The sequence below is a fragment of the Proteiniphilum propionicum genome (genome assembly GCF_022267555.1).
In the GTDB taxonomy this organism is placed as follows: domain Bacteria; phylum Bacteroidota; class Bacteroidia; order Bacteroidales; family Dysgonomonadaceae; genus Proteiniphilum; species Proteiniphilum propionicum.
This window is the reverse complement of record NZ_CP073586.1, coordinates 2,458,299-2,479,563: the sequence shown is the minus strand read 5'-3', so window position 1 is coordinate 2,479,563 and position 21,265 is coordinate 2,458,299. Positions and strand designations below refer to the sequence as shown.

The window sequence follows — 21,265 nt, the reverse complement described above, 5'->3', positions numbered from 1 at the left end:
CGTAATGCCGAAAAGTTAAAAATAAAATCAGTATCTTTGCAGAAAACTAACGTCAGATGATCTGTTTTCCTAACGCGAAAATCAACCTTGGCCTTCATATTGTCTCCCGCAGGCAGGACGGATACCACAATCTCGAAACCGTTTTTTATCCTGTTGCCTTAAAGGATGCATTAGAGATTATACCCACACCTGTTGGTGTGAGTACTAAGCTCAGCCGGAAATTCAGATTTTTCCAGACTGGCATCCCTGTCACTGGTAACGAAGAGGACAACCTTGTAATAAAGGCTTTTAAGCTGGTTTCTGCCGGGAGGGAGATACCCGGTACTGATATCTACCTGCTAAAAAAGATCCCTCTCGGAGCAGGATTGGGAGGAGGATCGTCGGATGCTGCTTTCATGTTACGACTGCTGAACGACAGCTATGAGCTGGGCTACTCGGGCAATGACCTTTTGCGCTTCGCTGAAATGCTTGGTGCCGATTGTCCCTTTTTTATACTCAACACCCCAATGTTTGCCACTGGCACGGGTAATATTCTGGAGCCGGTAGCACTCGATTTAAGTAATTACAGGGTTTTGTTAGTGAAACCGGATATTGAGGTTTCCACAAAAGAGGCTTTTGATATGATTACCCCCAGGCAACCGGAGGTATCGCTTAAAGAAATTGTAAAAAGGCCAGTTTCAGATTGGAAGGAGTGGATGAAAAATGATTTTGAGGCAGCTATTTTCAAAAAATATCCCGAAATTTGTAAAATCAAACAACAACTGTACGATCTGGGTGCAGTATATGCTGCCATGAGCGGATCGGGTTCATCGGTCTTCGGCCTTTTCCTTTCGAAGCCGGAGCCGGGAGACATGTTTGAAAACTGTTTTGTATGGAACGATCAGGACTTGTAATTGATCTCTTTTCAAAAATTATGAAACAAAAAAAGAGAGAAAAAAACAACAGTGACGGGAGTGAAAAGAATCAAAAACAGACATGGTTAGAAATTAATGATCTGATTAATATGAACAAAAAACTTTTTTGGTGTTTTACCGTGCTGGGGGTGCTCAATATGCACCTTTCAGCACAACAGGCAGTAACGCCGCTAAAACTATATTCCTTTGGCTCCATCCCCGTGCAGAGGCCGGTTTTGCTGGATAGTGTGAACCTGAACGACACTCCCTTTTCGGAAGAGATGCTCCTCTCCTATTCTGTTTCTTTCCCGGAACAGGAACGTTTTACCACAGAGTTGACGCCCGATAGTGCCGGATTTTTCCACTTAGATAAACCTGAGGATGGGGAGGCACTTCAGCTGCTATCGCTTTGTGTTTCGGGCGACCGTTACGGCAAGGGAAAGCTTACCATAACATCGCCCAACCCGCTGGAATTATGGATAGACGATGTGAAACGGGCCACCAAGACACAGGTGAACGATAGCCTTCATCATTCTGGATCGGTTGACACCAACCTGAACGGATTTACAAACAACGCCCGCATCGTTATTAAAATGCTCACATCTGCAGGGAACAAACTTGATCCCGCCGTAAAAATCGAGCTTAAGCAGGGTGAAGAAGATTCTCTGCTTAACTACACATTTAATAATGTAAATGAACGAAGGATCAATATTAAAGATATACTGGAGGGGAAACGTGTAAGCAACTCATCAATTTCGCCAAGCGGCCGGTTTGTACTGCTGAGCCTTCGCGAAACTCTGCCGGGCGGCGACAACCGTAACTACTCCGAAATATACGATGCGAAACAGAAACGGATTATCTTCTCCGAACCTGGAGGACGGCCACAACTGGGCTGGATGCCTAAATCTGATCTGCTATACTTCGTGACTGACAACAACAACGGAAGAGCTCTCTACACGCTTGACCCGCTGACCCTGGAAACCCGGACTGTGGCAGAGAACCTGCCAAAAGAGAATTTTCATATCTCGCCTGATGAGAAATCGATGTTTTTTTCTTCGAAAGAAACAATAACCATCAGCAACCCGGGGGGATTGAAGCGTCTGATAGGAATAGACGACAGGCAGTCGAGTTATCGCGACCGTTACTTCCTGTATCGCTACTTCTTTGATACGGGACTTACGCAGCACCTCACCTTCGGGCGTCAGACGGCATCGCTCAACGATGTGACACACGACGTGAAATACCTGCTCTTCAGCACATCTGACGAGTACCTCACCGAGCGCCCGTTCAGAAAAAGTTCTATGTATATGCTGAACTTAGAGACAATGGCTGTTGATACTATATGGAAAGATGAGAAATATACCTATTCGGCACAGTTTTCACCCGATGGAAAAAAACTGCTCATCCACGGGGCTCCAGAAGCATTCGGTGGTATAGGACAGAATATCGATCCAGGACAGATTGCCAACAGCTACGATACACAGTCGTTCATCATGGATCTGGCAACAAAACGGGTGGACCCGGTAACCAAGAATTTTGATCCCACCATAAACGCACAAGAGTGGAATCAGCTGGATGATTTAATATACTACCGCGTAGAAGAGGGTGACCGGGTGAATATGTACAGGTACTCCCATAAAACAAAAAAATTTGAACGCCTTCCGCTCAAAGAGGATGTGATCCGCTCATTTGATATTGCCGATAATGCAGCTTGGGCAACATATACGGGTGTAAGCACATCAAACTCAAACAGGAGCTACCTGTTGAACCTGAAGACAATGGAGTCGACGCTTATTTCTGATCCCTATTCAGAGAGATTAAGCAAGCTAAACCTGGGTGATGTTAAGGACTGGAGTTTTAAAAGTTCCTTCGGCGATGTGGTTGAAGGTCGCTATTACCTGCCGCCCGACTTTAACCCGGACAGAAAATACCCGCTTATTGTTTACTATTACGGGGGGACCAGCCCCACATCGAGAACATTTGAAAGTACATACCCGTTACATGTTTACGCAGCACAGGATTATGTGGTTTACACTCTGCAGCCGAGCGGTACTACAGGCTACGGGCAGGAGTTTTCTGCACGCCACGTGAATGCCTGGGGTGAACAAACCGCTGAAGAAATAATTGAGGGAGTAAAGGCATTCGTTGCCGCTCACCCCTTTGTTGATGGCTCAAAGATAGGTAATATAGGTGCGTCGTATGGCGGATTCATGACGCAGTATCTTATCACCAAAACCGATCTGTTCACCGCATCGGTGTCGCACGCGGGGATTAGCAATATCACCAGCTACTGGGGAGAAGGATACTGGGGTTATTCCTACGGCGCAGGAGCAAGCGCGGGAAGCTATCCATGGAACAATCCCAAGCTCTATGTAGAGCAAAGCCCGCTCTTTTATGCCGATAAAATTAACACTCCTCTGCTGTTATTGCACGGAACAGCTGACACCAATGTCCCCATTGGTGAAAGCATACAGATGTATACGGCACTGAAACTGCTGGGAAAACCGGTGGAATTTATTCAGGTAGAGGGTGAAAACCACGCCATCTACAATTACGATAAGCGTATTGCATGGAATAATGCTATTTATGCCTGGTTCGCCAAATGGCTCAAGGGGGACTCACGCTGGTGGGATTCAATGTACCCGGAAAAGTAACGCTGGCACTGATGTTTGAAAGCATAGGTCCTGGAGTTTGAAAGCGTTGCATTTAAAGTTTGAAAGCAGAAATGTGAAGAAGTCTATAAAATATGAATCTGAAAAATCTTTGTAATGAAGTGAAAATGCTGGCTAGCGCAACGGGAGAGTTCCTGAAAACTGAGCAGGCAGCATTAAAGAAAAAAGATATTGAACTTAAAGGGACACGGAACTATGTGACCTATGTCGATAAAGAGGCTGAAAGCCGCCTGGTGAAGGGGTTGAATGTTTTGTTGCCTGAAGCCGGATTCCTGACCGAAGAGGATACGGTTGAGTTTGAACAGAAAGAGTACACCTGGGTGATAGATCCGCTTGATGGTACAACAAACTATGTGCATGGCGACAAGCCTTATTCGGTAAGCATAGCCCTTATGAGAAAGAAAGAGGTAATAATGGGTGTGGTGTACGACCCTGTAGCCGATGAGATGTATTACGCAACGGGGAAGGGAGAGGCTTTATTGAACGGAACACCACTGAAAGTGAGTAGCCAGGCAACACTGGAGAACGGATACATAGGTTTCGGAATTCCATATAGCCTGGATGAGAGAGGTGAACAGGTGCTGAAGAATGCGATGAGACAGTTCCGTAAATGCAGCTTCCGCATAAAAGGATCTGCCGCACTGGAGATCTGTTACGTGGCTGCCGGCATAAGCGACACGTATTTCCATACGGGACTGTCGCCATGGGATGTGGCAGCAGGGGCATTTATCCTGCATTGTGCAGGTGGTAAATGCAGCGACTTCTCCGGAGGAGACAACTACGTTTTCGGGAAGGAAATAGTGGCATCTAACGGGTTAATACACGAGGAGATAATGAGATCAATAATAGAAGGTAACTGATGGATAGCCAGACAGTAACAATTGCTTTTTTAATGACGCTATTTGCGGGCCTCTCCACCGGGATCGGCAGCCTTATTGCTTTCGTCGCCAAACGGACGAACACTAATTTTCTGAGCCTCTCGCTGGGACTGTCGGCAGGCGTAATGATTTATGTATCATTTATGGAGATGCTTCCAAAGTCACTCGACTCACTCATGGGAGCTTATGGTGAGAAGCCGGCTACGCTTTACATGATTTTGGGATTTTTCGGGGGCATAGCGCTAATAGCGTTGATAGACTTTCTGGTTCCCGAGTCGAGAAACCCGCACGAGATGCATGGCGTGGAGGAGATGAAATCGAATCACCGACTTAAACAAACAGGAATTATCACTGCCATCACCATTGCCATTCACAACTTTCCTGAAGGTATTGCTACTTTTATGTCGGCGCTGACCTCGATGGAGGTGGCTATCCCCATTACGGCAGCCATAGCCATACACAATATCCCCGAAGGAATAGCGGTGGCAGTACCCATCTATCACTCCACCGGGAGCAAGAAAAAAGCATTCTGGCTTTCGTTTGCTTCGGGATTGGCAGAGCCGATGGGTGCGTTTATAGCCTATCTGTTTCTTCTGCCTTTCTGGAGCCCTGTACTGGATGCGATAATACTTTCAATGGTTGCAGGCATAATGGTCTTTATTTCATTGGATGAGCTGCTGCCCAGCGCCGAGAAATATGGCAAGCACCACCTCTCAATCATAGGGATGGTTGGGGGGATGGGCGTGATGGCTTTAAGCCTTTATTTGTTTGTATAAAATTTTATGTACATTTGTTATTGATTTATATAATTACTTGCTCAACACTAAAACAGCTATGAAGACTGACTTAAAACAAATAGGCGAAAGGATAAAAGGGTTAAGGGATGCACTCGATTTCACCCCTGATGAAATGGCACACAAGCTGGAAGTGGATGTAGATGATTATCTGCAGTATGAATCGGGTGAGAAAGATATTTCCGTTTCTTTCCTGCAACGCATTGAAAGAGAGTTCAGTGTAGACCTTTCAACGCTGATGTTCGGCACTGAACCGCGAATGAATTCATACTTTATTACCCGAAAAGACAAGGGTGTAAGCGTGGAGAGAGTATCGGCCTACAGATACCAGTCGCTTACCTCAGGATTCACAAACAATGTGGCGGAGGTGTTTGTGGTAACAGTGGAGCCCAAGCCAATGGAGGCCGATTTCTACCAGAACATCCACGCGGGGCAGGAGTTCAATATGATCCTTGAGGGGAGCATGATAATGAATATAAACGGAAAAAACCTGATTCTCAGAGAAGGTGACAGTATCTATTTTGACTCGTCGCTTCCTCATGGCATGAAAGCACTTGACAACAAACAGGTGAAGTTTCTCGCGGTAATTTTATACCCGTGAATAAATAGGTTATCATGTTAGAAAAATTTGTAAAGAAAACTACTTTTACATCGCATCAGGATTTTATTGACAATTACAAAATTGATGTACCCGAAAACTTCAATTTCGCGTACGATGTGGTGGATGAATGGGCCGTGACGGAGCCCAAAAAACGCGCCCTTTGCTGGACGAATGACAAAGGAGTGCATCGCGACCTGAACTTCGGTGAGCTAAAGAAGCTCTCTGACAGAACAGCGTCGTTCTTTCAGTCGCTCGGCATTGGAAAAGGAGATATGGTTATGCTTATACTCAAACGTAGAATTGAGTTCTGGCAAACCATCCTGGCTCTGCATAAGATTGGGGCAATAGCCATTCCGGCAACGCATCTGCTTACCGATAAGGATATAGTGTATCGCAATAACGCGGCAAGTATTAAAGCGATTGTGGCTACTGAAGACGATAACCTTATAGGGCACGTGAACCTGGCTATGCCAAAATCACCTACTGTAAAACAACGTATTATGGTGGGCGAACATACTCCCGAAGGGTGGATCAATTTTCACCGGGGAGTAGAGGAGGCAGCCCCCTTTGTGAGGCCGGGAAAGGTAAACAGTAACAACGATATCATGATACTCTACTTCACATCGGGCACAACAGGTCAACCCAAGATGGTAATACACGATTTTACCTACCCTCTCGGACACATTACCACAGCCAAATACTGGCACAATCTTAACGAGGATAGTATTCACCTCACCGTGGCAGATACAGGATGGGCCAAAGCGGTATGGGGGAAGCTATACGGACAGTGGATAGTGGGGGCCTGCGTTTTCGTGTACGACTTTGAAGGCCATTTTATCCCCAAGGATATGCTGCGGATGATATCTGACTATAAGGTGACGTCGTTTTGCGCACCTCCAACAATATTCCGATTCCTTATCCGTGAAGATCTGAGCAAATACGACCTCTCTTCGCTGCAATACTGTACCACAGCGGGCGAAGCACTTAACCCGTCAGTATTTGAAACATTCTATAAGCAGACAGGTATAAAGATGATGGAGGCTTTCGGCCAGACCGAAACTGCTCCTACAATTATCACTTTCCCGTGGATGGAGCCGAAACCGGGATCTATGGGTGTTCCAAACCCGCTGTACAATATGGACCTGCTCACGCACGACGGGCGACCGGCCGAGGACGGTGAACAGGGAGAGATAGTTTTCCATACCGACGGGAAGCATCCTCTTTCACTGTTCATGGGATATTACCGTGACGAGAAGCTTACCGGAGAGGTTTATGCCAACAATATCTACCACACGGGCGATATGGCATGGCGCGATGAGGATGGCTACTACTGGTTCGTAGGTCGTACCGATGATGTGATCAAAAGCTCGGGCTACCGCATTGGCCCGTTCGAGGTGGAAAGTGCCGTAATGACGCACCCGGCTGTGGTTGAATGTGCAATAACAGGTGTACCGGATGATATAAGGGGGCAGGTCATAAAGGCGACCATTGTGCTGGCGGAGGAGTATAAAACAAAAGCGGGTGATGAACTGGCAAAGGATATTCAGACACATGTGAAGAATGTTACGGCTCCCTACAAATATCCGCGTGTTATTGAGTTTGTTGATGAGCTTCCTAAAACAATAAGCGGGAAGATACGTCGGGTTGAAATAAGGGAAAAAAATAAATAGCAGTCGGAGGCCGGTGCTCGCCAACGTACGACCAACTGTCGGAGGTAGGAGGTCAGCAACCAGCTGTCGGAGGTCGCCATCCAGCAATCATAATTGAGAGCAAAAATTGAACATAACCTGGCTTAGCCCGTTTGTGTCTTTATAAATATCTGAACGAAAATAAAGTATTTAAAATTATGAAAATAGCATACGTATTCCCCGGACAGGGGGCCCAGTTTGTGGGTATGGGAAAAGAGTTATATGATAAATTGCCCTTAGCGAAGAAGCTTTTCGAGAAAGCAAACGAGGTACTGGGGTTCCGGATTACAGACCTGATGTTTGCGGGAACGGAAGAGGACCTTCGTCAGACCAGGGTGACCCAGCCGGCAATCTTCCTTCACTCGGTGATCCTTGCAAAGAGTCTGGGAGACGAGTTTAAACCGGATATGGCCGCCGGACATTCACTGGGTGAATTCTCCGCTTTAGTGGCAGCTGGAGCTTTGTCGTTTGAGGACGGCCTTAGGCTGGTATATGCACGAGCACTGGCAATGCAGAAAGCCTGCGAGGCCAACCCATCGACTATGGCCGCTGTACTGGGACTGGCCGACGAGAAGGTGGAGGAGATATGCGCATCGATAGATGATGTGGTGGTAGCTGCCAACTACAACTGTCCGGGGCAGATAGTGATCTCAGGATCCAACACCGGAATAGAAAAAGCGTGTGAGTTGATGAAAGAGGCCGGTGCCAGACGTGCTCTTCCGCTGAAAGTAGGCGGAGCTTTTCACTCTCCGCTTATGGAACCTGCAAGAGTGGAGCTGATGGAGGCAATTGAGGCAACGGTGATATCGGCACCAGGCTGTCCGGTATACCAGAACGTATCTACCGTGGGAGAAACCGATCCGGTTACCATCAAGAAAAATCTGATCGCTCAGCTCACCTCACCCGTAAAATGGACACAGTCGGTACAAAACATGATTGCCGACGGGGCAAGAGAATTCGTGGAGCTGGGACCGGGAAATGTATTGCAGGGATTGATATCAAAAATAGACAAGAGTGTTGCCGTTTCAGGTAAACAGTCTCTTTAAGCTTTGTTAGGAACATTTTTTTGTTTAAACGAAAATTAGAAAATACTTTTGTTAAGCAACAAATAATACAAAAGACTATGCATAAACTACTGTTGGTACTCACTTTTACCGCGTCTGTTATCTTCGCGGCACAGTCGCAGGATTTTTTTGAAGCTCCCGATTTTGCGCAGATTGAGAGAAACGTGAAAGAGCCGGCATCTTCCTACTACTATCCGAATCTGATGAAAAAATATCAGTCGGCGACAACTAAAATGACTCCGGAAGAGGGGAGACACCTGTATTTCGGTTATGTGTATCAGCCGGGGTATGTTCCCACAGACACCTCGGAATATAACAGCAAGCTGGCTGAGATAATATCGAAAAAATCGTTTACCCGAGATGATTATTTAAATATTTTGCAATACTCTGATGCATTGCTTCAGGAAGATCCATTCAATCTGCGTGCGCTGAACGCTAAACTTCTGGTATATGCGCAGCAGAACAATACGGAAGAATATAAAAGTGTGGCCCGTCAGAGAAGAATTGTACAGGATGCTATCATAGGGACCGGCGATGGTATGTCGGACAAGACCCCGTTCTACGTGATTAAAATGGCACATGAATATGATATACTGCCCTTTTTGGGATACAACTTCGGTGGGGAAGACAAAATTATGAAAGGGAACAAAGTCAATTATCTCTCTGTCGGAGAGAATCGTTTCGGGGTGGAAAGGGTATATTTTAACATCAGCCCTGTTATTGACCACATAAGTATGCGTGGCGGCGGCAAGATGTAGAACCTATCTGCAGGAAGAAATACAATTCAGGGCTTAACCAATCGGCTATTCAAGCTGTAGTGGTTAAGCTTTTCTTGTTTATATATCAGAACCACTTTTTCTTTTTAAAATACCAGAGCATACCGATTACAATCAGCAGCATTACTACCCAAACGATAATGTAACCATACCGTGTGTGCAGTTCGGGCATGTTGTCGAAATTCATTCCATAAACTCCTACGATAAAAGTTAGCGGGATGAATATCACGGAAAAGACTGTCAGCAGCGCCATAATGTCGTTAAGCCTAGTACTCATTGACGAATGATAAATATTCAACTCATCGTACAGGAGCTCATGGTAATAATCGAGCAGTTCCACCGCCTGGTTTATATTATCCTGGAGCTCTTTGTAGTGCTTCTCGTTTTCAGGGCCGATAAAGTCGCTATCAAGCTTCACAAGGCTCATAATCATCTCCCTGGCAGGTTTTATATAACGTCCAAGATCACTAAGTTCGTGCTTTAGCAGGTTAATTGCCTTAAGTGTTACCCTGTCGGGGCTAAGCACCATTCTGTTCTCAAGGTTCTCTATTTTTTCGCCAAGCATTCCAAGAATGAAAATGTAATTATCAATCACCACATCAAGCAAGGCAAAAGCAAGATAATCGGCCCCCAAAACCTTGAATCTCTTATAGTGCTTCCAAAGGCGATCTTTAACGGGATTAAACAGATTGCTACTCTCTTCCTGAAAAGAGATCAGCATATTATTCGTCATCACGATACTCAGATTATCTATCGAGACCTGATTCAACTTCTCACTGAACTGCATCATCTTTATGGAGACAAAAAGGCCATTGTCAAACTCCTCCATCTGGGGGCGAGTTCCCGGCTCCATTACATCCGACAATATATCAGCCGGAATATTCAGGTAGTCCGCCAAATCCCTCATCAGCTTCTCATTGTGCAGCCCGTCTATATTCAGCCAGGTGAGAGTACCTGAATCTAAATACGGTTGAAGCTCTTCTGCAGAATGGATTACTGCTTGATTCACATTTTCGGTATCGATATCGAAAACGGTCATTTGTACTTCTTCGGAACGATGCCGGCCCCGAAACTTCAGTTCATACGGAGACAGCCCTATATCCTCTTTGCGTTTCAGTGGTGTGTGAGGCATAAGTCAGGAATCAACAAGTATATATTAAAATTAAATTTTCGCATCTATCTCAATTACAACCATATACATATGAATAGATCTATGTAAGCAAGTATCTATGCAAATATTGAATTAAAAAGAATATAAAGCTGCAAGGTACAATTTTTTTTGTAACCAAACGATTGGAGATATGGTCATATCATCGAATTAAATAAAAATATGATGACTCACAAAATTCTATTTTCGTTGTTCCTGTGTGGAATAATAATGCCACTGAATGCCCAATTCGCCAATGTAGCCATTTACTCTCTCCCCGATTCTACACTTATCTTGGGGACGACGACCGATCAGGAGGGTGCGTTTTTACTTCTTGCTGATAACAAATGTTCCAATGCGCTTCTACGGGTATCATTCAATACAGCCATCCACGACGAAAATAACGCTTTCTTTGCAGAGTACTCACGTTCAGCTCCCATCGGACAGATAACTGCCGGAGTCCGCTTCGAGAATGTCCACTCCAATTATTACAGTGACGATGTGAAGATGGAGGAGCAAAGCCGTCATTATGCACGCTGGTTTCCCAACTTCTCCTACAGCAACACCCTCGGCGGGGTGCAAATGCAATAAAAAAGCAACTACCTGGCTGTAATTGCTTTTTTATTGCATTTGCAGTCTGACGGTATCAAAGCAAATCGAGCGGACTTTTAATTTTTGACTGTGCAATATCGGTAATATGGGTATAAATTTCAGTCGTGTTTACCGATTTGTGTCCGAGTAGGTCCTGGATATACCGGATATCCGTTCCATTCTCCAGGAGATGGGTAGCAAAGCTATGGCGCAAGGTATGAGGTGTTACTTTTTTGGCTATGCCCGCTTTTAAAGCTGCATTCTTGACAATGACCTGAACGCTCTTTTCGGAGTAGATACCCCCTCCCTGCCCCTCTATCAGGTACTCCTCAGGATGATATATCTTGTAGTAACGCCTTAAAGATTCCAATAACAGGGGGGAAAGCATCACCACACGGTCTTTCCCTCCCTTGGCGTTTCTGATCAGGATAATTTTGTTCTTCGAATCGATATCTACCAGCTTCAGGTGAAGCAGTTCGTTTAGCCGCAGGCCGCATCCGTATAACAGTTGGACGATACATTTGTGCTTCGGGTTGGTCACTTTAGCCATCAAGCGGCTCACCTCCCGGGTAGTCAGGTACACCGGCAGACTTTTGTTCTTCGAGCGGGGATACAGATGTTTGAGGTTGAGTTGTCTGCTGAACATGGAAAGGTAAAACTTGTCTATCGACGCCACGATCAAACGTTGATAAGATGTTCCGATGCGATGTTTCTCTATTTTCCAGAACAGGTATTTCTCGATCACCGTTTCCGTTATCTCCAACGGGTGGCTGTATTTTTTTTCAGCCAGCTGCAGGAAACTCCTCACCGCACTTTTGTAGTTTTGAATGGAGCTGGGACTATATCGCTGTATTATCATTTTCCGCTCAAACTCATTCAACAAATAGGTTATTTTCATCGCTTTCGATTTTATGGAACATTCGTATATGCAAAAATACGAAATAATCATAATAAAACATAACAACCTAACAAACAATATAATATAAATGCAAAATATTTCATACCGGTCTTTGTATATGAATGTTATAAATCGAGTGTTTACGAAAGTTGTATATTTATTGCGTAAACAACACGTTGCCTGCAAGTGTAGAGAAAGTGCGTCCAGTAAAAATTGCAGAAATCAATAACAAAAAAGTAATCAGAGCTAAATTAAATTAGAAGTTGCGCCCGACACAAACAAGGGATAGAAAAATGAGAAAAATAATTTTAATATCAAGTGTGTGTTTTTTATCAATATGCTTTCAGTTAAGTGCACAAGATACTAAAAAGGAAGCAGAAAACGTCAAAACTAAAATGGAAGTTTTTTCTTCAAAAACAGGTATAATAACAAAATTTATTGACACAAAACTTCCTAATTTAAGCACAACATATTCGAGTGCTGAAACTCGAATTAGAAAAGTTAGAAGTGGAAATAGTGAAACTTATTTTTACCAAATTGAAAAAGAAGGAAAATACGGATCTTCAACAGCTTCCATTGAATACTCTGATTTACTTGAAGTAATTAAGGCTGTGAAAACATTGAAAACTGATGTAGATGCTGATATCGCAAGCAATCCCGACTATATGGAAAATAAATTTACCACAGTTGATGGTTTTCAAGTGGGTTATTTTATTTCAAAGGGAAAAGCAACTTGGTATATTAGTCTTGAAAAATACGGTTCTGACAAAACTTTGTTTGTATCAGATGGAGAAGTAGTAGATACTGCATTTACAAATGCAAAAAATAAAATTGACGAACTAAAAACGAAATAGGGATGAAAAAGATTTTTTTAATTGTAATCGTAGGACTTTTGTCCATTTCGTGTACCACAAAATGGGAGTATAAAACTATTTCCGTAAAAGGGGAAGAACAAGAAACTATGGCGAAATTTCAAGCAAATAAATTTGACGTTTCGGACGAATCTTTAAATTTGTTTGGAAAAGAGGGTTGGGAATTAGTCGGAATTTATGAAAAAACCGAGACGGTACACCCAAATTATGGCAACGATGAATATGTTTCGGGACTTCAACCCAATGTAAGAACCGCCGAAATTAATTTTGTATTTAAACGTAAAAAATAAGGAGGTAAATATGAATAAGATTTATTTGTTGTTTTTTGTACTCATTTTTTTATTTAGCAGTTGTAGTAGTATTTCGGATAAACCCGTTTCTGAAAAAATGAGTACAGAAGAATTATCCAAAGCCATAAAAAGTGATACCTTGTTTGCTGAATTTTATGAAAATATAAGAGAAGAGGTTGATGAAATGAGCGACATAAAAAAAGCTACATATAGCGATGTTACTTATCGCAGACTGTTTAAATATGTGAAATTTTTACAAGACACAATCTATTGGAAACCACTTTCTGAAAAGTGGGAAAAAGAATGGCAGAAAGATTATGGAATGTATTTGCCCAAGGCAGATTCTGTTTTGAGTTATTGGAAAAATTATTTAGCTGAAAATTCTTTGGACAAATATGTAAAAATAGAATTGGCAAGAATAGATAAAAGATATTACGATTATATGTAAGCACCCTAGCAACTACCCCTTGATTTTCTCCTAATTGCTTTTGGCAATTAGGCCCTCAGATAATTATTAGAGTTTCTTTAGACTATTATTAGAGTTTTATTAGACTCCTGTTGTTTCCAATTGTTTGGCAAGAGTGCTCTTAGGTTATCTTCATTTCCCGGATTCTGGTAGTATGGCATTTTAGCTATTACATCATTTAGCCATTCTCTTGGATTTATACCGGACTCTTTGCACGAGGCAAGCAATGAGCAGATTACTGCTGTATTTTGAGCTGCTTCGTGGTTACCACAGAACATGAAGTTTTTTCTTGACAAAGCAATCGGTCTGAGGGCATTTTCTGCCAGATTATTATCTATTTTTAATCTGCCGTCTTTTAAATAATTCTTCATTCGTGGCCATAAAGAGTAGGAGTAACTTATAGCCTCGCCCATGCGGTTTTTGGGTAGTACTGTAGGATATGTTTTCTCCATCCACTTTTCAAAAGATAACATTATGGGACGTGCAAGCTCATTCCTTTTTTTGTAGCGTTGCTCATACGACAGATTCTGTTCATCTGCCATTCTTTCTATTTGGTAAAGATGCTGTATCTGCTTTAATGCATACTCTGCAAGGGATTTGTTCTCGTCCAAAGCTATTTCATAGCGACGTCGTTTATCAAAAGATTTTGATAAAAGGCGTTATCACAACTTTAATTAAATCAAAAGTAGCCTAAGGAAGTAAATTAACAATCAGTATTATCCAATCGCTACTTTCTAAAACTACTTCTGATAATATTTCAAGCCAAACTTTTTAAAAAAGCTTTAAGCTTGGGATCTTTTTCCCAACTTTTCACATCCGGTTCAGTAATTCCAAGATCACTAAAAGCATTTTCTAAGGCTTCTCTCTTCAACTTCGAGTCCGCCCTTGCATAAATCTCGGTCGTCTGTATTGACACATGCCCCAAAAGATCCCTGATATATACCAGATTTACACCGGCCTGTAGCAGGTGCATTGCCCTTGAGTGCCTCAGCGTATGCGGAGTTGGTGTTGACGGGACCAGATCGGGATATGCAATATGTGCCAATGAAGCATATTTTTGCAAAATATAGGTAATCCCGGGATTGGTAAGCTTAGCCCTCCGGCTATTGAAGAAGAGGGGATGATGACCCATCCCGGGTCTGTCCAAGCCGTATTCCTTCAAGTAATTTCCAAGTAAATTCATCATATTGTCATCAATCGGCACCAATCGTTTTTTGGCTCCTTTACCAAACAACTCGATGACATAGGGCTTGCTTGTTCTTATCGATAGCGGTGTGAGATCTATAATTTCCTGTACCCTGGCTCCAAGATTATACATCAAGGACAATAGGGTCAGGTTTCTTCTTCCTTCACGGGTATTTGTATCTATCTGTTCGAAAACGGCTTTTACCCCGTCAACAGTCAGATATTTGACACTATTTCGCACCTCTCGTTTTATACGTATTGAGCATATTGATTTCCAGTGTGATAAATGGACGGGATCTTCATACATCATGTATTCATAGAAAGATCTTATTGTAGCGTATCTCTGGTTCCGCGTGGAAACGGCGTTGCGCTTGACATCCTGAAGCCAGTCCAGGAAGGAAAGTACCACACTCCTGTCTATGTCATCCAGTCCTAACTTGTCCGCCGGGATCTTCTTCTCTTTATTCATATATTCAAGAAGCAGAATGAAAGTGTCTCGGTATGAACGCACTGTATGGGCGCTGACGCCGCGCTCTTTTACCAGGTAATCGGTAAAATACTTTTCAATACACCCTGCAATATCTTTATATGTTCCCATGATCATCAACTTTAAGGAGTGATTTTGCAATAAGATTTCCAAGTCCGGCAGTTACGGATGCATCCATTTGGATAATTTCCGGATACATGTTTTGTGTAAGACGGAGATAATGCTCGGTGTCCATGACTTTTACATGTCCCATAAATGTAGAGAGTATAGGAAGGCAACAGTATATATCCCTGCCTTGCCTATGCATGCGGACGAGAGAGTGCACACAAGCGGTATGTCTTAGATTATGAAGGGTTGGGCCTTCTTCGTGTCCCTTATACGGGATGTTTGCCTCCTGCAGTAGTTTCCTAAAATATCTGCCTATACCCCTTTTTGACAGTTTATGCCCCAGCCCATTGACAAAAAGGTGACTCTCAGGAGCCATTACACCTTCGACGGGTAACATGTTTCTATAACGGATGTATTGCCTCAAAACTTTTTCTAAAGATTCATTTAAAGGGGCAAGTCTTTGACGGCCATTCTTTGTGTTATCCAAAACAATGACATGTTTTTCAAAATCTATGTCCTTGTTCCGAAGATTTATTGCTTCACCAATTCGTATTGCAGTGCTATACAAAGTCCTTAGCAAAACAGGTACAACCATCATTAATGAATTGGCATGATGCTCCTTTACCCTGAGATTATCGGCTGCGGCAAACAAGCCTTTGATTTCGTTTTCAGTAAAAATGTATGGCACATATTCAGATTTATGCTTCCTTGGCAATCTAGGGACATAACATTCAAGCCCCATATTGCCCATATATATCAAAAAACGTCTCATTACGGATACTTTTGATATACGGTTGATACTTGTTTGTTGCCACAAGTTGCATGATACCAACTATCATAGGATATCCTGTCAATATAACAAGCCTGATGCCCCTTTTCTGCCAGATGTCGATCCAACTCGTAAAGGATCCACTTTATATCTTCTCCTTTTATCCCTTTTCTGGTTTTTGATTCTACGAAAGAGCTTATGTAGGGAGCCATGACACTTCTATAATTAAGATAATTAGGCATACAGCATGCCTCCTTTCTGCGAATAAAAATCCTCGGGGACATCCGGCACATTCTGGGAACATTCCAGTAGTGATTTGATATTAACACCAAGATAATACATGGTCGACCCTGTCGAACCATGCCCAAGCACTTCAGATATAACAGGCAAAGCCGTGCCATTTTCCAAAAGATTAGTCGCCAGGCTATGCCGTAAAGAGTGGGTGCCATTGTAAGCTACCCCTTTTTGTAACCTTCCCTATTTGTAGGACAGTTCCGAGTTAGACAAAATTATTAACTTTGTTTGGCATAGGAAATAAAATGAAAAAAAAAGTACACAGTGAGTCAGAGAAGGTAAAGGCAGTCCATCAACTTGAAAGTGGGGTGGATGCCGCAGTTGTAGCTCGTGACTACAATATATCCAGGGCTACCCTTTATAATTGGAAGTCCAAGTATAGTGGAATGGAGATCAGTCAGGTTAAACGTCTCAAAGAGCTTGAAGATGAGAACCGCACGTTGAAACAGATGTATGCTGACCTTGCACTTGACAACAAGATACTGAAGGAGGTCATCGAAAAAAAACTCTAGAGCCCGAGGTAAAGAAGGAATTGGCAGGAGATATAGTGGAAGAATATGGTGTAAGCATCTCTCGGGCGTGCAAGCTGATGGACATCCATCGCTCCTACTTCTATTATACTGACAAGAAAGATGACACTGAAGTTGAAGACGCAATCCGTGCTGCCGCCAACTTCGGTGATGGCTTCTGGAAGATTTATTCAAGGCTGAGACGTGAGGGTAAGACATGGGAACCACAAGAAGGTTTACAGGGTTTACAAGGCAATGCACTATGAGAAGCGAAGCCGTTTGAAGAAACGTCTGCCTGCAAGGGTGAAGAATCCTCTGGTTATGCCTAAAGAGCCCAATGTTACCTGGTCCATTGACTTTGTCAGTGACAGGATTGAGTGCGGAAGACAATTCCGTGTTCTTAATATCATAGATGATGCCTGCAAGATTGCCGTGACACAGGAGATATCGATGTCCATGCCGGCAAAGCGTGTCATCAAAGTTCTGGAAAAGGTCATATGGCTTAATGGCAAACCAAAGAACATACGCTGCGACAATGGTCCTGAGTTTATCGCCCAGGTGTTCAAAGATTGGTGTAAAGGCAATGAGATAAACATTATGTATACTCAGCCTGGTAAACCCACCCAGAACGGCTACATTGAACGCTTCAACGGAAGCTACAGAAGGGCTGTACTTGACAGATACATTTTCCGAAACTTGTCTGAAGTCAGGGAACTGACAGAAGCCTGGCGGAATGACTACAACGAAGAACGGCCCCATGAGGCGTTGGACAACATGACACCCTTTGAGTATAGGGAAGAACTGATAAAACGAAAGGAAGCAGTATGACAGATGTTTTGACAAGCAAAGGTAACACTAGCCACTACAGCGGTCAAGGCCAAGACGAGTGCCCTGGCGGGCAGTCTTGCCCGCTGTATCGTCTAGTATTGGGAGTGGCTTATCAAAAATCTGTCCGACATCATAACATTGTATACATAAATAACTAATTTAGCAGTCTAATCAAAGACTGTCCTAAAAAGGGGTAGCTTACACCTCTATTTCCTCAAGATGTTTCTTTTCATCTTCTAATGTTTCAAATAAGTTGAGCTGATTGGGGTCAAGCCTGGATAGCTTCTCACTTTTACGTCCATAAAACTGACGGGTAAACCAGGCTATTTGTGATAGGAGCTTATCAATCTTTTGCTGCAGACCGGTCATCTGCTCTGCCTGTTTAGCATTAGCCTCAGTAAGTAGACGGATTTGTTCCGCTTGCGATTTTATTAAGAGTTCTAATGCTTGCGACTGGTCCATTGTATGGGTTTGTATTTAGCTATAAAAATACTAAAAAACCGTGAGCCAGACAAGCTTTCAGAGCAATATTTTACACTTTTATTTGAGTTTTTTATTGGTGGTTTCTAAACGCTTTTAGTCGCTTCAACCTAGTGTTTGGGTCATCCTGTATACCTTCAACCATCATTACTAAACTGGACCAGTTCATAGGGTATGACCGGCTGTCTTTATCATAAGCAGGCAAACGAAAGGTACCCTCTTCGAGCCTTTTCATATACAAAACTAAACCTCCGTCTTCTGCATGAAGTATTTTCATTGTGGTACGAGTTCTGTTTATGAAAATGAAACAATCACCCATTCTAACATCATATCCCATATGGTTCTGCACAACTCCACAGAGTGAGTTCATCCCTTTACGCATATCTGTCTTTCCCGGACAGAGAAAATAGCGCATTGTATCATTTAGGCAAAACATGTGCAGAACATATTTGAGCAAGTAATTTAATAGCAGCCTCAGTTTGAGTGCTGCCTATAAAACTTACCTGGATACCACCGGGCAACTTTATTTTTATTTCTCCTTTAATATTAACTGATGGAACAGTTTTAAGTGCAGGCTTATTTTCAGATAGATTAAAACTGATGGGAGCCAGTTTATCCACTGCAGTTTCATGTGCATGATTGTTATATGGACGAGTCAGCCCAAACTTACTTTTCCAGTAATAAAAACTGGAAGCCGTGTAAGATTGATTTTCACAAAAATCTTTGACACTTAAACCGCTTTCTTGCTGGCGTTTTAATATAACCATAAATTCTTCTTTGCTTATTGGCGTCATATTTAATTATGTTTGCCGGCAAAGATCAAAACTTAAAATGTAAACTAAAACGGGGACTTTATCGGGTGCTTACAAAAAAACGAAGTAGATGATACAACTTCTTTAAAATGGACAATGTATACTACCAAAGATGGACTACCAAATAGTAATATACATGCTATTGCAATTGGTGCTTCAGATGATATTTGGATAGGTAGTGATTACGGAGTATCTAAATTTGATGGCTCAAATTGGACAAATTATGCTGCCTTCGGGGGCTCACAAGTTATGGCTATTGTAATTGATAAAGAGGGAGTTAAATGGTTTGGAACTTCTACCGGCTTACTTAAATTGACAGATGATAATTAGTAAAATAGAACATATTGACAGAATATTTAAATAAAATGGTCAGCCGCTAATCGAGTAGGCTGCCCCGCCAGCAGCAACTGATGGGGAGAGCCTTTCACTTCACTGTACATACGGTTCACATAAACAGCGGTTCGTTAAGAAATGGAGCAATCTTCTGATAATAGATAAACATGGATTCATAACCGCGTTGTTGAAGGCGTTCCACCGTGATGTTGGTTTTCAGAATAGGGCTACAGGCAACCGCCCATGTACCCATACGGCTACAGCTGTTACTGTATACATGTTCAACGCCTACACCCAAACGTATCAGGTTTTTCCGTCTTCGTTCAGGTTTCTTCCAATGTTTCCAGATACAGCATCGCAACCGATTACGCACCCAAGCATCAATATCTTTGAGTTTTTCCTGAACACTTGCCATGCGGTATCTACATACCTGTCCACAAATTACCTTTTGGGCGTTACAAAGATGTAGTTGCTTACCCAAAACAGATATACCTTATATACCGTTCCTGTTAGTCAGTACCGGATTTTGCAGTCTCGCTTCCTTGACTGCTGTCGTCACCAACAACCAGCTTGCGACTTGCTAATGCTTCGGACACGACTCCGTCCATGAGGAACTTACACCCTCTGGAAAAATACACCTGCCTGGAGCATTATTTAACCAAAATTATTTGTAATTTTACTGTTGCTCCCAGCAGGCGCGCGCTGCTCATGCAGGGCGCACACAAAGTGTATATGCCATAAGGGGGTCAGCGGGTATTCAAGCATTGTAGCCCGCTCAAACTTCACCGAAATTTGACAGATTTTAAATCCCTCAATCCCTTACGGCACATACACTCGACCGTTAGTGGCATTTTAAGACGACACACAAAACGATAAACAGAAAATGAGTTTAGACCTTAACGTATATTGCAAAAATCTTTCGATTGACTTGGTTCCGAAAATTATAAGACGACTTAACGACTTTGATATGGTCGTTGAAGTCCATCCTGACTTTAAACTTGACCAAGAGAACGACACAGGTTTTGTGCCTTTCAAATTCCGATTAAAAAATCCTTACTTCGACAAATTAAAAGACAAAGACTTTAAAAGTGGTTTTGAAATTTATATTGACGATTTTGATTTACAGAAAGCCAAAGACGATTTAAAGCCAAAACTTTCATTCTTTGACAAATTATTTGGGAAGAAACAACCTGACGTTGAATTCGCAAAACCTGAAATTGAAAAGCGACTTAAAGACTGTAATAAAGTAGTAACTTTTGTTTGGCATTCAGGCGACACATTTGAACTTCGTTTCGTCTCAATGACAAGTGCTATATTAACAGAGTTAACAAATGGAGTTTGTTGTTATCTAGCAGAAGACATTTGGTATGACAACAAAAACATTGTAGATGAAGCATACAAAGAAGCGACAGATTATGAAAAATCAATAAAAGAAAAAGACTTTGAATTTCATGAATTTGACGAGTGGTAATGAAAAACAGAACTCCACATAACATCGTATTGGCAACCCTATGACGACACAATATTATAAAGGACATTTTGACGAACCTCGGACAGAAAAAACCGAAGGTTGGGGAACTTGTGACTATTACTTTGAAACAAATCAGGACGGAGAAGTACTTCGGCAAATTGAAGTTTATAAAAATGGTAACGCACCAATTCGTTATGACGCAATTTTGTTAGGACTTGAAAAAGTTGGACAATTCGCCATTGACAAAAAAACAACAGTGCATATGCCGAGAATTGGTTGCGGACTTGCTGGTGGAACTTGGGACAAAATTGAGCCATGAATATATGAAGAATAACGTACTTTTGTCAAATACTACCCAC

General features: G+C 42.6%; 27 protein-coding genes and 2 pseudogenes. 18 read left to right on the top strand and 11 right to left on the bottom strand.

Annotated elements, in window-relative coordinates:
- Nucleotides 1-56: 56 nt before the first annotated feature.
- The 8 genes from ispE to KDN43_RS10045 all read left to right on the top strand — a co-directional run bounded on the left by ispE (nucleotide 57) and on the right by KDN43_RS10045 (nucleotide 9,348).
- The gene (gene ispE, locus KDN43_RS10080; protein WP_238865857.1) at nucleotides 57-893 is read left to right on the top strand and encodes a 4-(cytidine 5'-diphospho)-2-C-methyl-D-erythritol kinase; all 837 of its coding nucleotides are present in this window, start codon (nucleotides 57-59) and stop codon (nucleotides 891-893) included.
- Nucleotides 872-3,547 carry an alpha/beta hydrolase family protein gene (locus KDN43_RS10075; RefSeq protein ID WP_238865855.1) on the top strand — a complete coding sequence of 892 codons (2,676 nt, stop codon included), beginning with the start codon at nucleotides 872-874 and terminating at the stop codon, nucleotides 3,545-3,547. Before ispE ends, KDN43_RS10075 begins: the two co-directional genes overlap by 22 nt.
- 92 nt (nucleotides 3,548-3,639) lie before the next feature.
- Nucleotides 3,640-4,425: an inositol monophosphatase family protein gene (locus tag KDN43_RS10070; protein ID WP_238865854.1), complete on the top strand. Its 786-nt coding sequence runs from the start codon at nucleotides 3,640-3,642 to the stop codon at nucleotides 4,423-4,425.
- Nucleotides 4,425-5,219 (top strand): zinc transporter ZupT, encoded by a 795-nt coding sequence (zupT, locus tag KDN43_RS10065; RefSeq protein ID WP_238865852.1) that lies wholly within the window; start codon nucleotides 4,425-4,427, stop codon nucleotides 5,217-5,219. Before KDN43_RS10070 ends, zupT begins: the two co-directional genes overlap by 1 nt.
- Before the next feature lie 58 nt (nucleotides 5,220-5,277).
- Nucleotides 5,278-5,838 carry a helix-turn-helix domain-containing protein gene (locus KDN43_RS10060; RefSeq protein WP_238865850.1) on the top strand — a complete coding sequence of 187 codons (561 nt, stop codon included), beginning with the start codon at nucleotides 5,278-5,280 and terminating at the stop codon, nucleotides 5,836-5,838.
- Between the two features lie 14 nt (nucleotides 5,839-5,852).
- On the top strand, nucleotides 5,853-7,508 hold the full coding sequence (locus tag KDN43_RS10055) for an AMP-binding protein (protein WP_238865848.1): 1,656 nt from the start codon (nucleotides 5,853-5,855) through the stop codon (nucleotides 7,506-7,508).
- A gap of 176 nt (nucleotides 7,509-7,684) precedes the next feature.
- On the top strand, nucleotides 7,685-8,572 hold the full coding sequence (gene fabD, locus KDN43_RS10050; RefSeq protein WP_238865846.1) for an ACP S-malonyltransferase: 888 nt from the start codon (nucleotides 7,685-7,687) through the stop codon (nucleotides 8,570-8,572).
- Nucleotides 8,573-8,649: 77 nt separating this feature from the next.
- Nucleotides 8,650-9,348, top strand: coding sequence for a DUF4919 domain-containing protein (locus KDN43_RS10045; RefSeq protein WP_238865844.1), 699 nt, complete (start codon nucleotides 8,650-8,652; stop codon nucleotides 9,346-9,348).
- Nucleotides 9,349-9,433: 85 nt separating this feature from the next.
- Here the strand turns inward: KDN43_RS10045 and corA are convergent, their stop codons facing one another.
- The gene (gene corA / locus KDN43_RS10040) at nucleotides 9,434-10,498 is read right to left on the bottom strand and encodes a magnesium/cobalt transporter CorA (protein WP_238865842.1); all 1,065 of its coding nucleotides are present in this window, start codon (nucleotides 10,496-10,498) and stop codon (nucleotides 9,434-9,436) included.
- Between the two features lie 198 nt (nucleotides 10,499-10,696).
- Between corA and KDN43_RS10035 the strand changes: the two genes are divergently transcribed.
- Nucleotides 10,697-11,104 carry an outer membrane beta-barrel protein gene (locus tag KDN43_RS10035; protein ID WP_238865840.1) on the top strand — a complete coding sequence of 136 codons (408 nt, stop codon included), beginning with the start codon at nucleotides 10,697-10,699 and terminating at the stop codon, nucleotides 11,102-11,104.
- 55 nt (nucleotides 11,105-11,159) lie between these two features.
- Here KDN43_RS10035 and xerA read toward each other — a convergent pair whose 3' ends face one another.
- Complete coding sequence (gene xerA / locus KDN43_RS10030) at nucleotides 11,160-12,002, bottom strand: site-specific tyrosine recombinase/integron integrase (protein WP_238865838.1); 843 nt, start codon at nucleotides 12,000-12,002, stop codon at nucleotides 11,160-11,162.
- A 293-nt stretch (nucleotides 12,003-12,295) separates the two neighbouring features.
- On the opposite strand from xerA, the gene KDN43_RS10025 reads away from it, so the two are divergent.
- Genes KDN43_RS10025 through KDN43_RS10015 form a run of 3 tightly spaced genes read left to right on the top strand, consistent with a single transcriptional unit; the run spans nucleotide 12,296 to nucleotide 13,612 of the window.
- Nucleotides 12,296-12,856 (top strand): hypothetical protein, encoded by a 561-nt coding sequence (locus KDN43_RS10025; RefSeq protein ID WP_238865836.1) that lies wholly within the window; start codon nucleotides 12,296-12,298, stop codon nucleotides 12,854-12,856.
- A 2-nt stretch (nucleotides 12,857-12,858) separates the two neighbouring features.
- Complete coding sequence (locus tag KDN43_RS10020; protein ID WP_238865834.1) at nucleotides 12,859-13,164, top strand: DUF4177 domain-containing protein; 306 nt, start codon at nucleotides 12,859-12,861, stop codon at nucleotides 13,162-13,164.
- A 10-nt stretch (nucleotides 13,165-13,174) separates the two neighbouring features.
- Nucleotides 13,175-13,612, top strand: a complete 438-nt coding sequence (locus KDN43_RS10015; protein ID WP_238865832.1) for a hypothetical protein — start codon at nucleotides 13,175-13,177, stop codon at nucleotides 13,610-13,612.
- A gap of 77 nt (nucleotides 13,613-13,689) precedes the next feature.
- Here KDN43_RS10015 and KDN43_RS10010 read toward each other — a convergent pair.
- From KDN43_RS10010 to KDN43_RS09990, 5 genes and pseudogenes are all read right to left on the bottom strand, one after another.
- Nucleotides 13,690-14,262, bottom strand: a pseudogene (locus KDN43_RS10010) (IS66 family transposase); the annotation flags it as partial.
- 125 nt (nucleotides 14,263-14,387) lie between these two features.
- Complete coding sequence (locus KDN43_RS10005; RefSeq protein WP_238865831.1) at nucleotides 14,388-15,413, bottom strand: tyrosine-type recombinase/integrase; 1,026 nt, start codon at nucleotides 15,411-15,413, stop codon at nucleotides 14,388-14,390.
- Complete coding sequence (locus KDN43_RS10000; RefSeq protein WP_238865829.1) at nucleotides 15,400-16,182, bottom strand: tyrosine-type recombinase/integrase; 783 nt, start codon at nucleotides 16,180-16,182, stop codon at nucleotides 15,400-15,402. The genes KDN43_RS10005 and KDN43_RS10000 overlap by 14 nt, the downstream gene beginning before the upstream one ends.
- A complete protein-coding gene (locus KDN43_RS09995; protein ID WP_238865827.1) occupies nucleotides 16,182-16,391 on the bottom strand; it encodes a hypothetical protein in 210 nt (69 codons plus the stop codon). The genes KDN43_RS10000 and KDN43_RS09995 overlap by 1 nt, the downstream gene beginning before the upstream one ends.
- 22 nt (nucleotides 16,392-16,413) lie before the next feature.
- Nucleotides 16,414-16,614, bottom strand: a pseudogene (locus tag KDN43_RS09990) (tyrosine-type recombinase/integrase); the annotation flags it as partial.
- Nucleotides 16,615-16,718: 104 nt separating this feature from the next.
- Here KDN43_RS09990 and KDN43_RS09985 point away from each other — a divergent pair.
- From KDN43_RS09985 to KDN43_RS09975, 3 genes are read left to right on the top strand one after another with little or no spacing between them, the layout of a single operon-like run.
- Nucleotides 16,719-16,985 (top strand): transposase, encoded by a 267-nt coding sequence (locus KDN43_RS09985; RefSeq protein ID WP_238841705.1) that lies wholly within the window; start codon nucleotides 16,719-16,721, stop codon nucleotides 16,983-16,985.
- Nucleotides 16,986-17,005: 20 nt separating this feature from the next.
- Nucleotides 17,006-17,248: a hypothetical protein gene (locus tag KDN43_RS09980; RefSeq protein WP_238865823.1), complete on the top strand. Its 243-nt coding sequence runs from the start codon at nucleotides 17,006-17,008 to the stop codon at nucleotides 17,246-17,248.
- Nucleotides 17,238-17,810, top strand: coding sequence for an integrase core domain-containing protein (locus KDN43_RS09975; protein ID WP_238865822.1), 573 nt, complete (start codon nucleotides 17,238-17,240; stop codon nucleotides 17,808-17,810). The genes KDN43_RS09980 and KDN43_RS09975 overlap by 11 nt, the downstream gene beginning before the upstream one ends.
- Nucleotides 17,811-18,008: 198 nt before the next feature.
- Here the strand turns inward: KDN43_RS09975 and KDN43_RS09970 are convergent, their stop codons facing one another.
- From KDN43_RS09970 to tnpA, 3 genes are all read right to left on the bottom strand, one after another.
- Nucleotides 18,009-18,272, bottom strand: coding sequence for a transposase (locus tag KDN43_RS09970; RefSeq protein ID WP_256448701.1), 264 nt, complete (start codon nucleotides 18,270-18,272; stop codon nucleotides 18,009-18,011).
- Between the two features lie 91 nt (nucleotides 18,273-18,363).
- The gene (tnpB, locus tag KDN43_RS09965) at nucleotides 18,364-18,705 is read right to left on the bottom strand and encodes an IS66 family insertion sequence element accessory protein TnpB (protein WP_238865820.1); all 342 of its coding nucleotides are present in this window, start codon (nucleotides 18,703-18,705) and stop codon (nucleotides 18,364-18,366) included.
- A gap of 4 nt (nucleotides 18,706-18,709) precedes the next feature.
- Nucleotides 18,710-19,084 (bottom strand): IS66 family insertion sequence element accessory protein TnpA, encoded by a 375-nt coding sequence (gene tnpA, locus KDN43_RS09960; protein WP_238865819.1) that lies wholly within the window; start codon nucleotides 19,082-19,084, stop codon nucleotides 18,710-18,712.
- Between the two features lie 114 nt (nucleotides 19,085-19,198).
- Here tnpA and KDN43_RS09955 point away from each other — a divergent pair, with 114 nt between their 5' ends.
- Nucleotides 19,199-19,432: a two-component regulator propeller domain-containing protein gene (locus KDN43_RS09955; protein ID WP_238865817.1), complete on the top strand. Its 234-nt coding sequence runs from the start codon at nucleotides 19,199-19,201 to the stop codon at nucleotides 19,430-19,432.
- Between the two features lie 115 nt (nucleotides 19,433-19,547).
- Here KDN43_RS09955 and KDN43_RS09950 read toward each other — a convergent pair whose 3' ends face one another.
- Entirely contained in the window at nucleotides 19,548-19,916 is a 369-nt protein-coding gene (locus tag KDN43_RS09950; RefSeq protein ID WP_238865815.1) for a group II intron maturase-specific domain-containing protein, read from the bottom strand.
- A 402-nt stretch (nucleotides 19,917-20,318) separates the two neighbouring features.
- Here KDN43_RS09950 and KDN43_RS09945 point away from each other — a divergent pair, with 402 nt between their 5' ends.
- Together KDN43_RS09945 and KDN43_RS09940 are read left to right on the top strand one after the other, a co-directional pair.
- Nucleotides 20,319-20,906, top strand: coding sequence for a hypothetical protein (locus KDN43_RS09945; RefSeq protein ID WP_238865814.1), 588 nt, complete (start codon nucleotides 20,319-20,321; stop codon nucleotides 20,904-20,906).
- 40 nt (nucleotides 20,907-20,946) lie between these two features.
- Entirely contained in the window at nucleotides 20,947-21,225 is a 279-nt protein-coding gene (locus tag KDN43_RS09940; protein WP_238865812.1) for a macro domain-containing protein, read from the top strand.
- Nucleotides 21,226-21,265 lie beyond the last annotated feature (40 nt).

What these genes read in the sequence shown, in the direction of transcription:
- KDN43_RS10045 (WP_238865844.1), top strand. Translation starts at nt 8,650, where the DNA reads ATGCATAAACTACTGTTGGTACTCACTTTTACCGCGTCTGTTATCTTC.
- KDN43_RS09985 (WP_238841705.1), top strand. Translation starts at nt 16,719, where the DNA reads ATGAAAAAAAAAGTACACAGTGAGTCAGAGAAGGTAAAGGCAGTCCAT.
- KDN43_RS10025 (WP_238865836.1), top strand. Translation starts at nt 12,296, where the DNA reads ATGAGAAAAATAATTTTAATATCAAGTGTGTGTTTTTTATCAATATGC.
- KDN43_RS09955 (WP_238865817.1), top strand. Translation starts at nt 19,199, where the DNA reads ATGTATACTACCAAAGATGGACTACCAAATAGTAATATACATGCTATT.
- tnpA (WP_238865819.1), bottom strand. Translation starts at nt 19,084, where the DNA reads ATGACGCCAATAAGCAAAGAAGAATTTATGGTTATATTAAAACGCCAG.
- KDN43_RS10060 (WP_238865850.1), top strand. Translation starts at nt 5,278, where the DNA reads ATGAAGACTGACTTAAAACAAATAGGCGAAAGGATAAAAGGGTTAAGG.
- tnpB (WP_238865820.1), bottom strand. Translation starts at nt 18,705, where the DNA reads ATGCGCTATTTTCTCTGTCCGGGAAAGACAGATATGCGTAAAGGGATG.
- KDN43_RS09970 (WP_256448701.1), bottom strand. Translation starts at nt 18,272, where the DNA reads ATGGACCAGTCGCAAGCATTAGAACTCTTAATAAAATCGCAAGCGGAA.
- KDN43_RS10035 (WP_238865840.1), top strand. Translation starts at nt 10,697, where the DNA reads ATGATGACTCACAAAATTCTATTTTCGTTGTTCCTGTGTGGAATAATA.
- KDN43_RS10020 (WP_238865834.1), top strand. Translation starts at nt 12,859, where the DNA reads ATGAAAAAGATTTTTTTAATTGTAATCGTAGGACTTTTGTCCATTTCG.
- ispE (WP_238865857.1), top strand. Translation starts at nt 57, where the DNA reads ATGATCTGTTTTCCTAACGCGAAAATCAACCTTGGCCTTCATATTGTC.
- KDN43_RS09995 (WP_238865827.1), bottom strand. Translation starts at nt 16,391, where the DNA reads ATGGCTCCCTACATAAGCTCTTTCGTAGAATCAAAAACCAGAAAAGGG.
- xerA (WP_238865838.1), bottom strand. Translation starts at nt 12,002, where the DNA reads ATGAAAATAACCTATTTGTTGAATGAGTTTGAGCGGAAAATGATAATA.
- KDN43_RS10005 (WP_238865831.1), bottom strand. Translation starts at nt 15,413, where the DNA reads ATGGGAACATATAAAGATATTGCAGGGTGTATTGAAAAGTATTTTACC.
- KDN43_RS09945 (WP_238865814.1), top strand. Translation starts at nt 20,319, where the DNA reads ATGAGTTTAGACCTTAACGTATATTGCAAAAATCTTTCGATTGACTTG.
- KDN43_RS10000 (WP_238865829.1), bottom strand. Translation starts at nt 16,182, where the DNA reads ATGAGACGTTTTTTGATATATATGGGCAATATGGGGCTTGAATGTTAT.
- KDN43_RS10070 (WP_238865854.1), top strand. Translation starts at nt 3,640, where the DNA reads ATGAATCTGAAAAATCTTTGTAATGAAGTGAAAATGCTGGCTAGCGCA.
- KDN43_RS09940 (WP_238865812.1), top strand. Translation starts at nt 20,947, where the DNA reads ATGACGACACAATATTATAAAGGACATTTTGACGAACCTCGGACAGAA.
- KDN43_RS10055 (WP_238865848.1), top strand. Translation starts at nt 5,853, where the DNA reads ATGTTAGAAAAATTTGTAAAGAAAACTACTTTTACATCGCATCAGGAT.
- fabD (WP_238865846.1), top strand. Translation starts at nt 7,685, where the DNA reads ATGAAAATAGCATACGTATTCCCCGGACAGGGGGCCCAGTTTGTGGGT.
- KDN43_RS09975 (WP_238865822.1), top strand. Translation starts at nt 17,238, where the DNA reads ATGCACTATGAGAAGCGAAGCCGTTTGAAGAAACGTCTGCCTGCAAGG.
- KDN43_RS10075 (WP_238865855.1), top strand. Translation starts at nt 872, where the DNA reads ATGGAACGATCAGGACTTGTAATTGATCTCTTTTCAAAAATTATGAAA.
- corA (WP_238865842.1), bottom strand. Translation starts at nt 10,498, where the DNA reads ATGCCTCACACACCACTGAAACGCAAAGAGGATATAGGGCTGTCTCCG.
- zupT (WP_238865852.1), top strand. Translation starts at nt 4,425, where the DNA reads ATGGATAGCCAGACAGTAACAATTGCTTTTTTAATGACGCTATTTGCG.
- KDN43_RS10015 (WP_238865832.1), top strand. Translation starts at nt 13,175, where the DNA reads ATGAATAAGATTTATTTGTTGTTTTTTGTACTCATTTTTTTATTTAGC.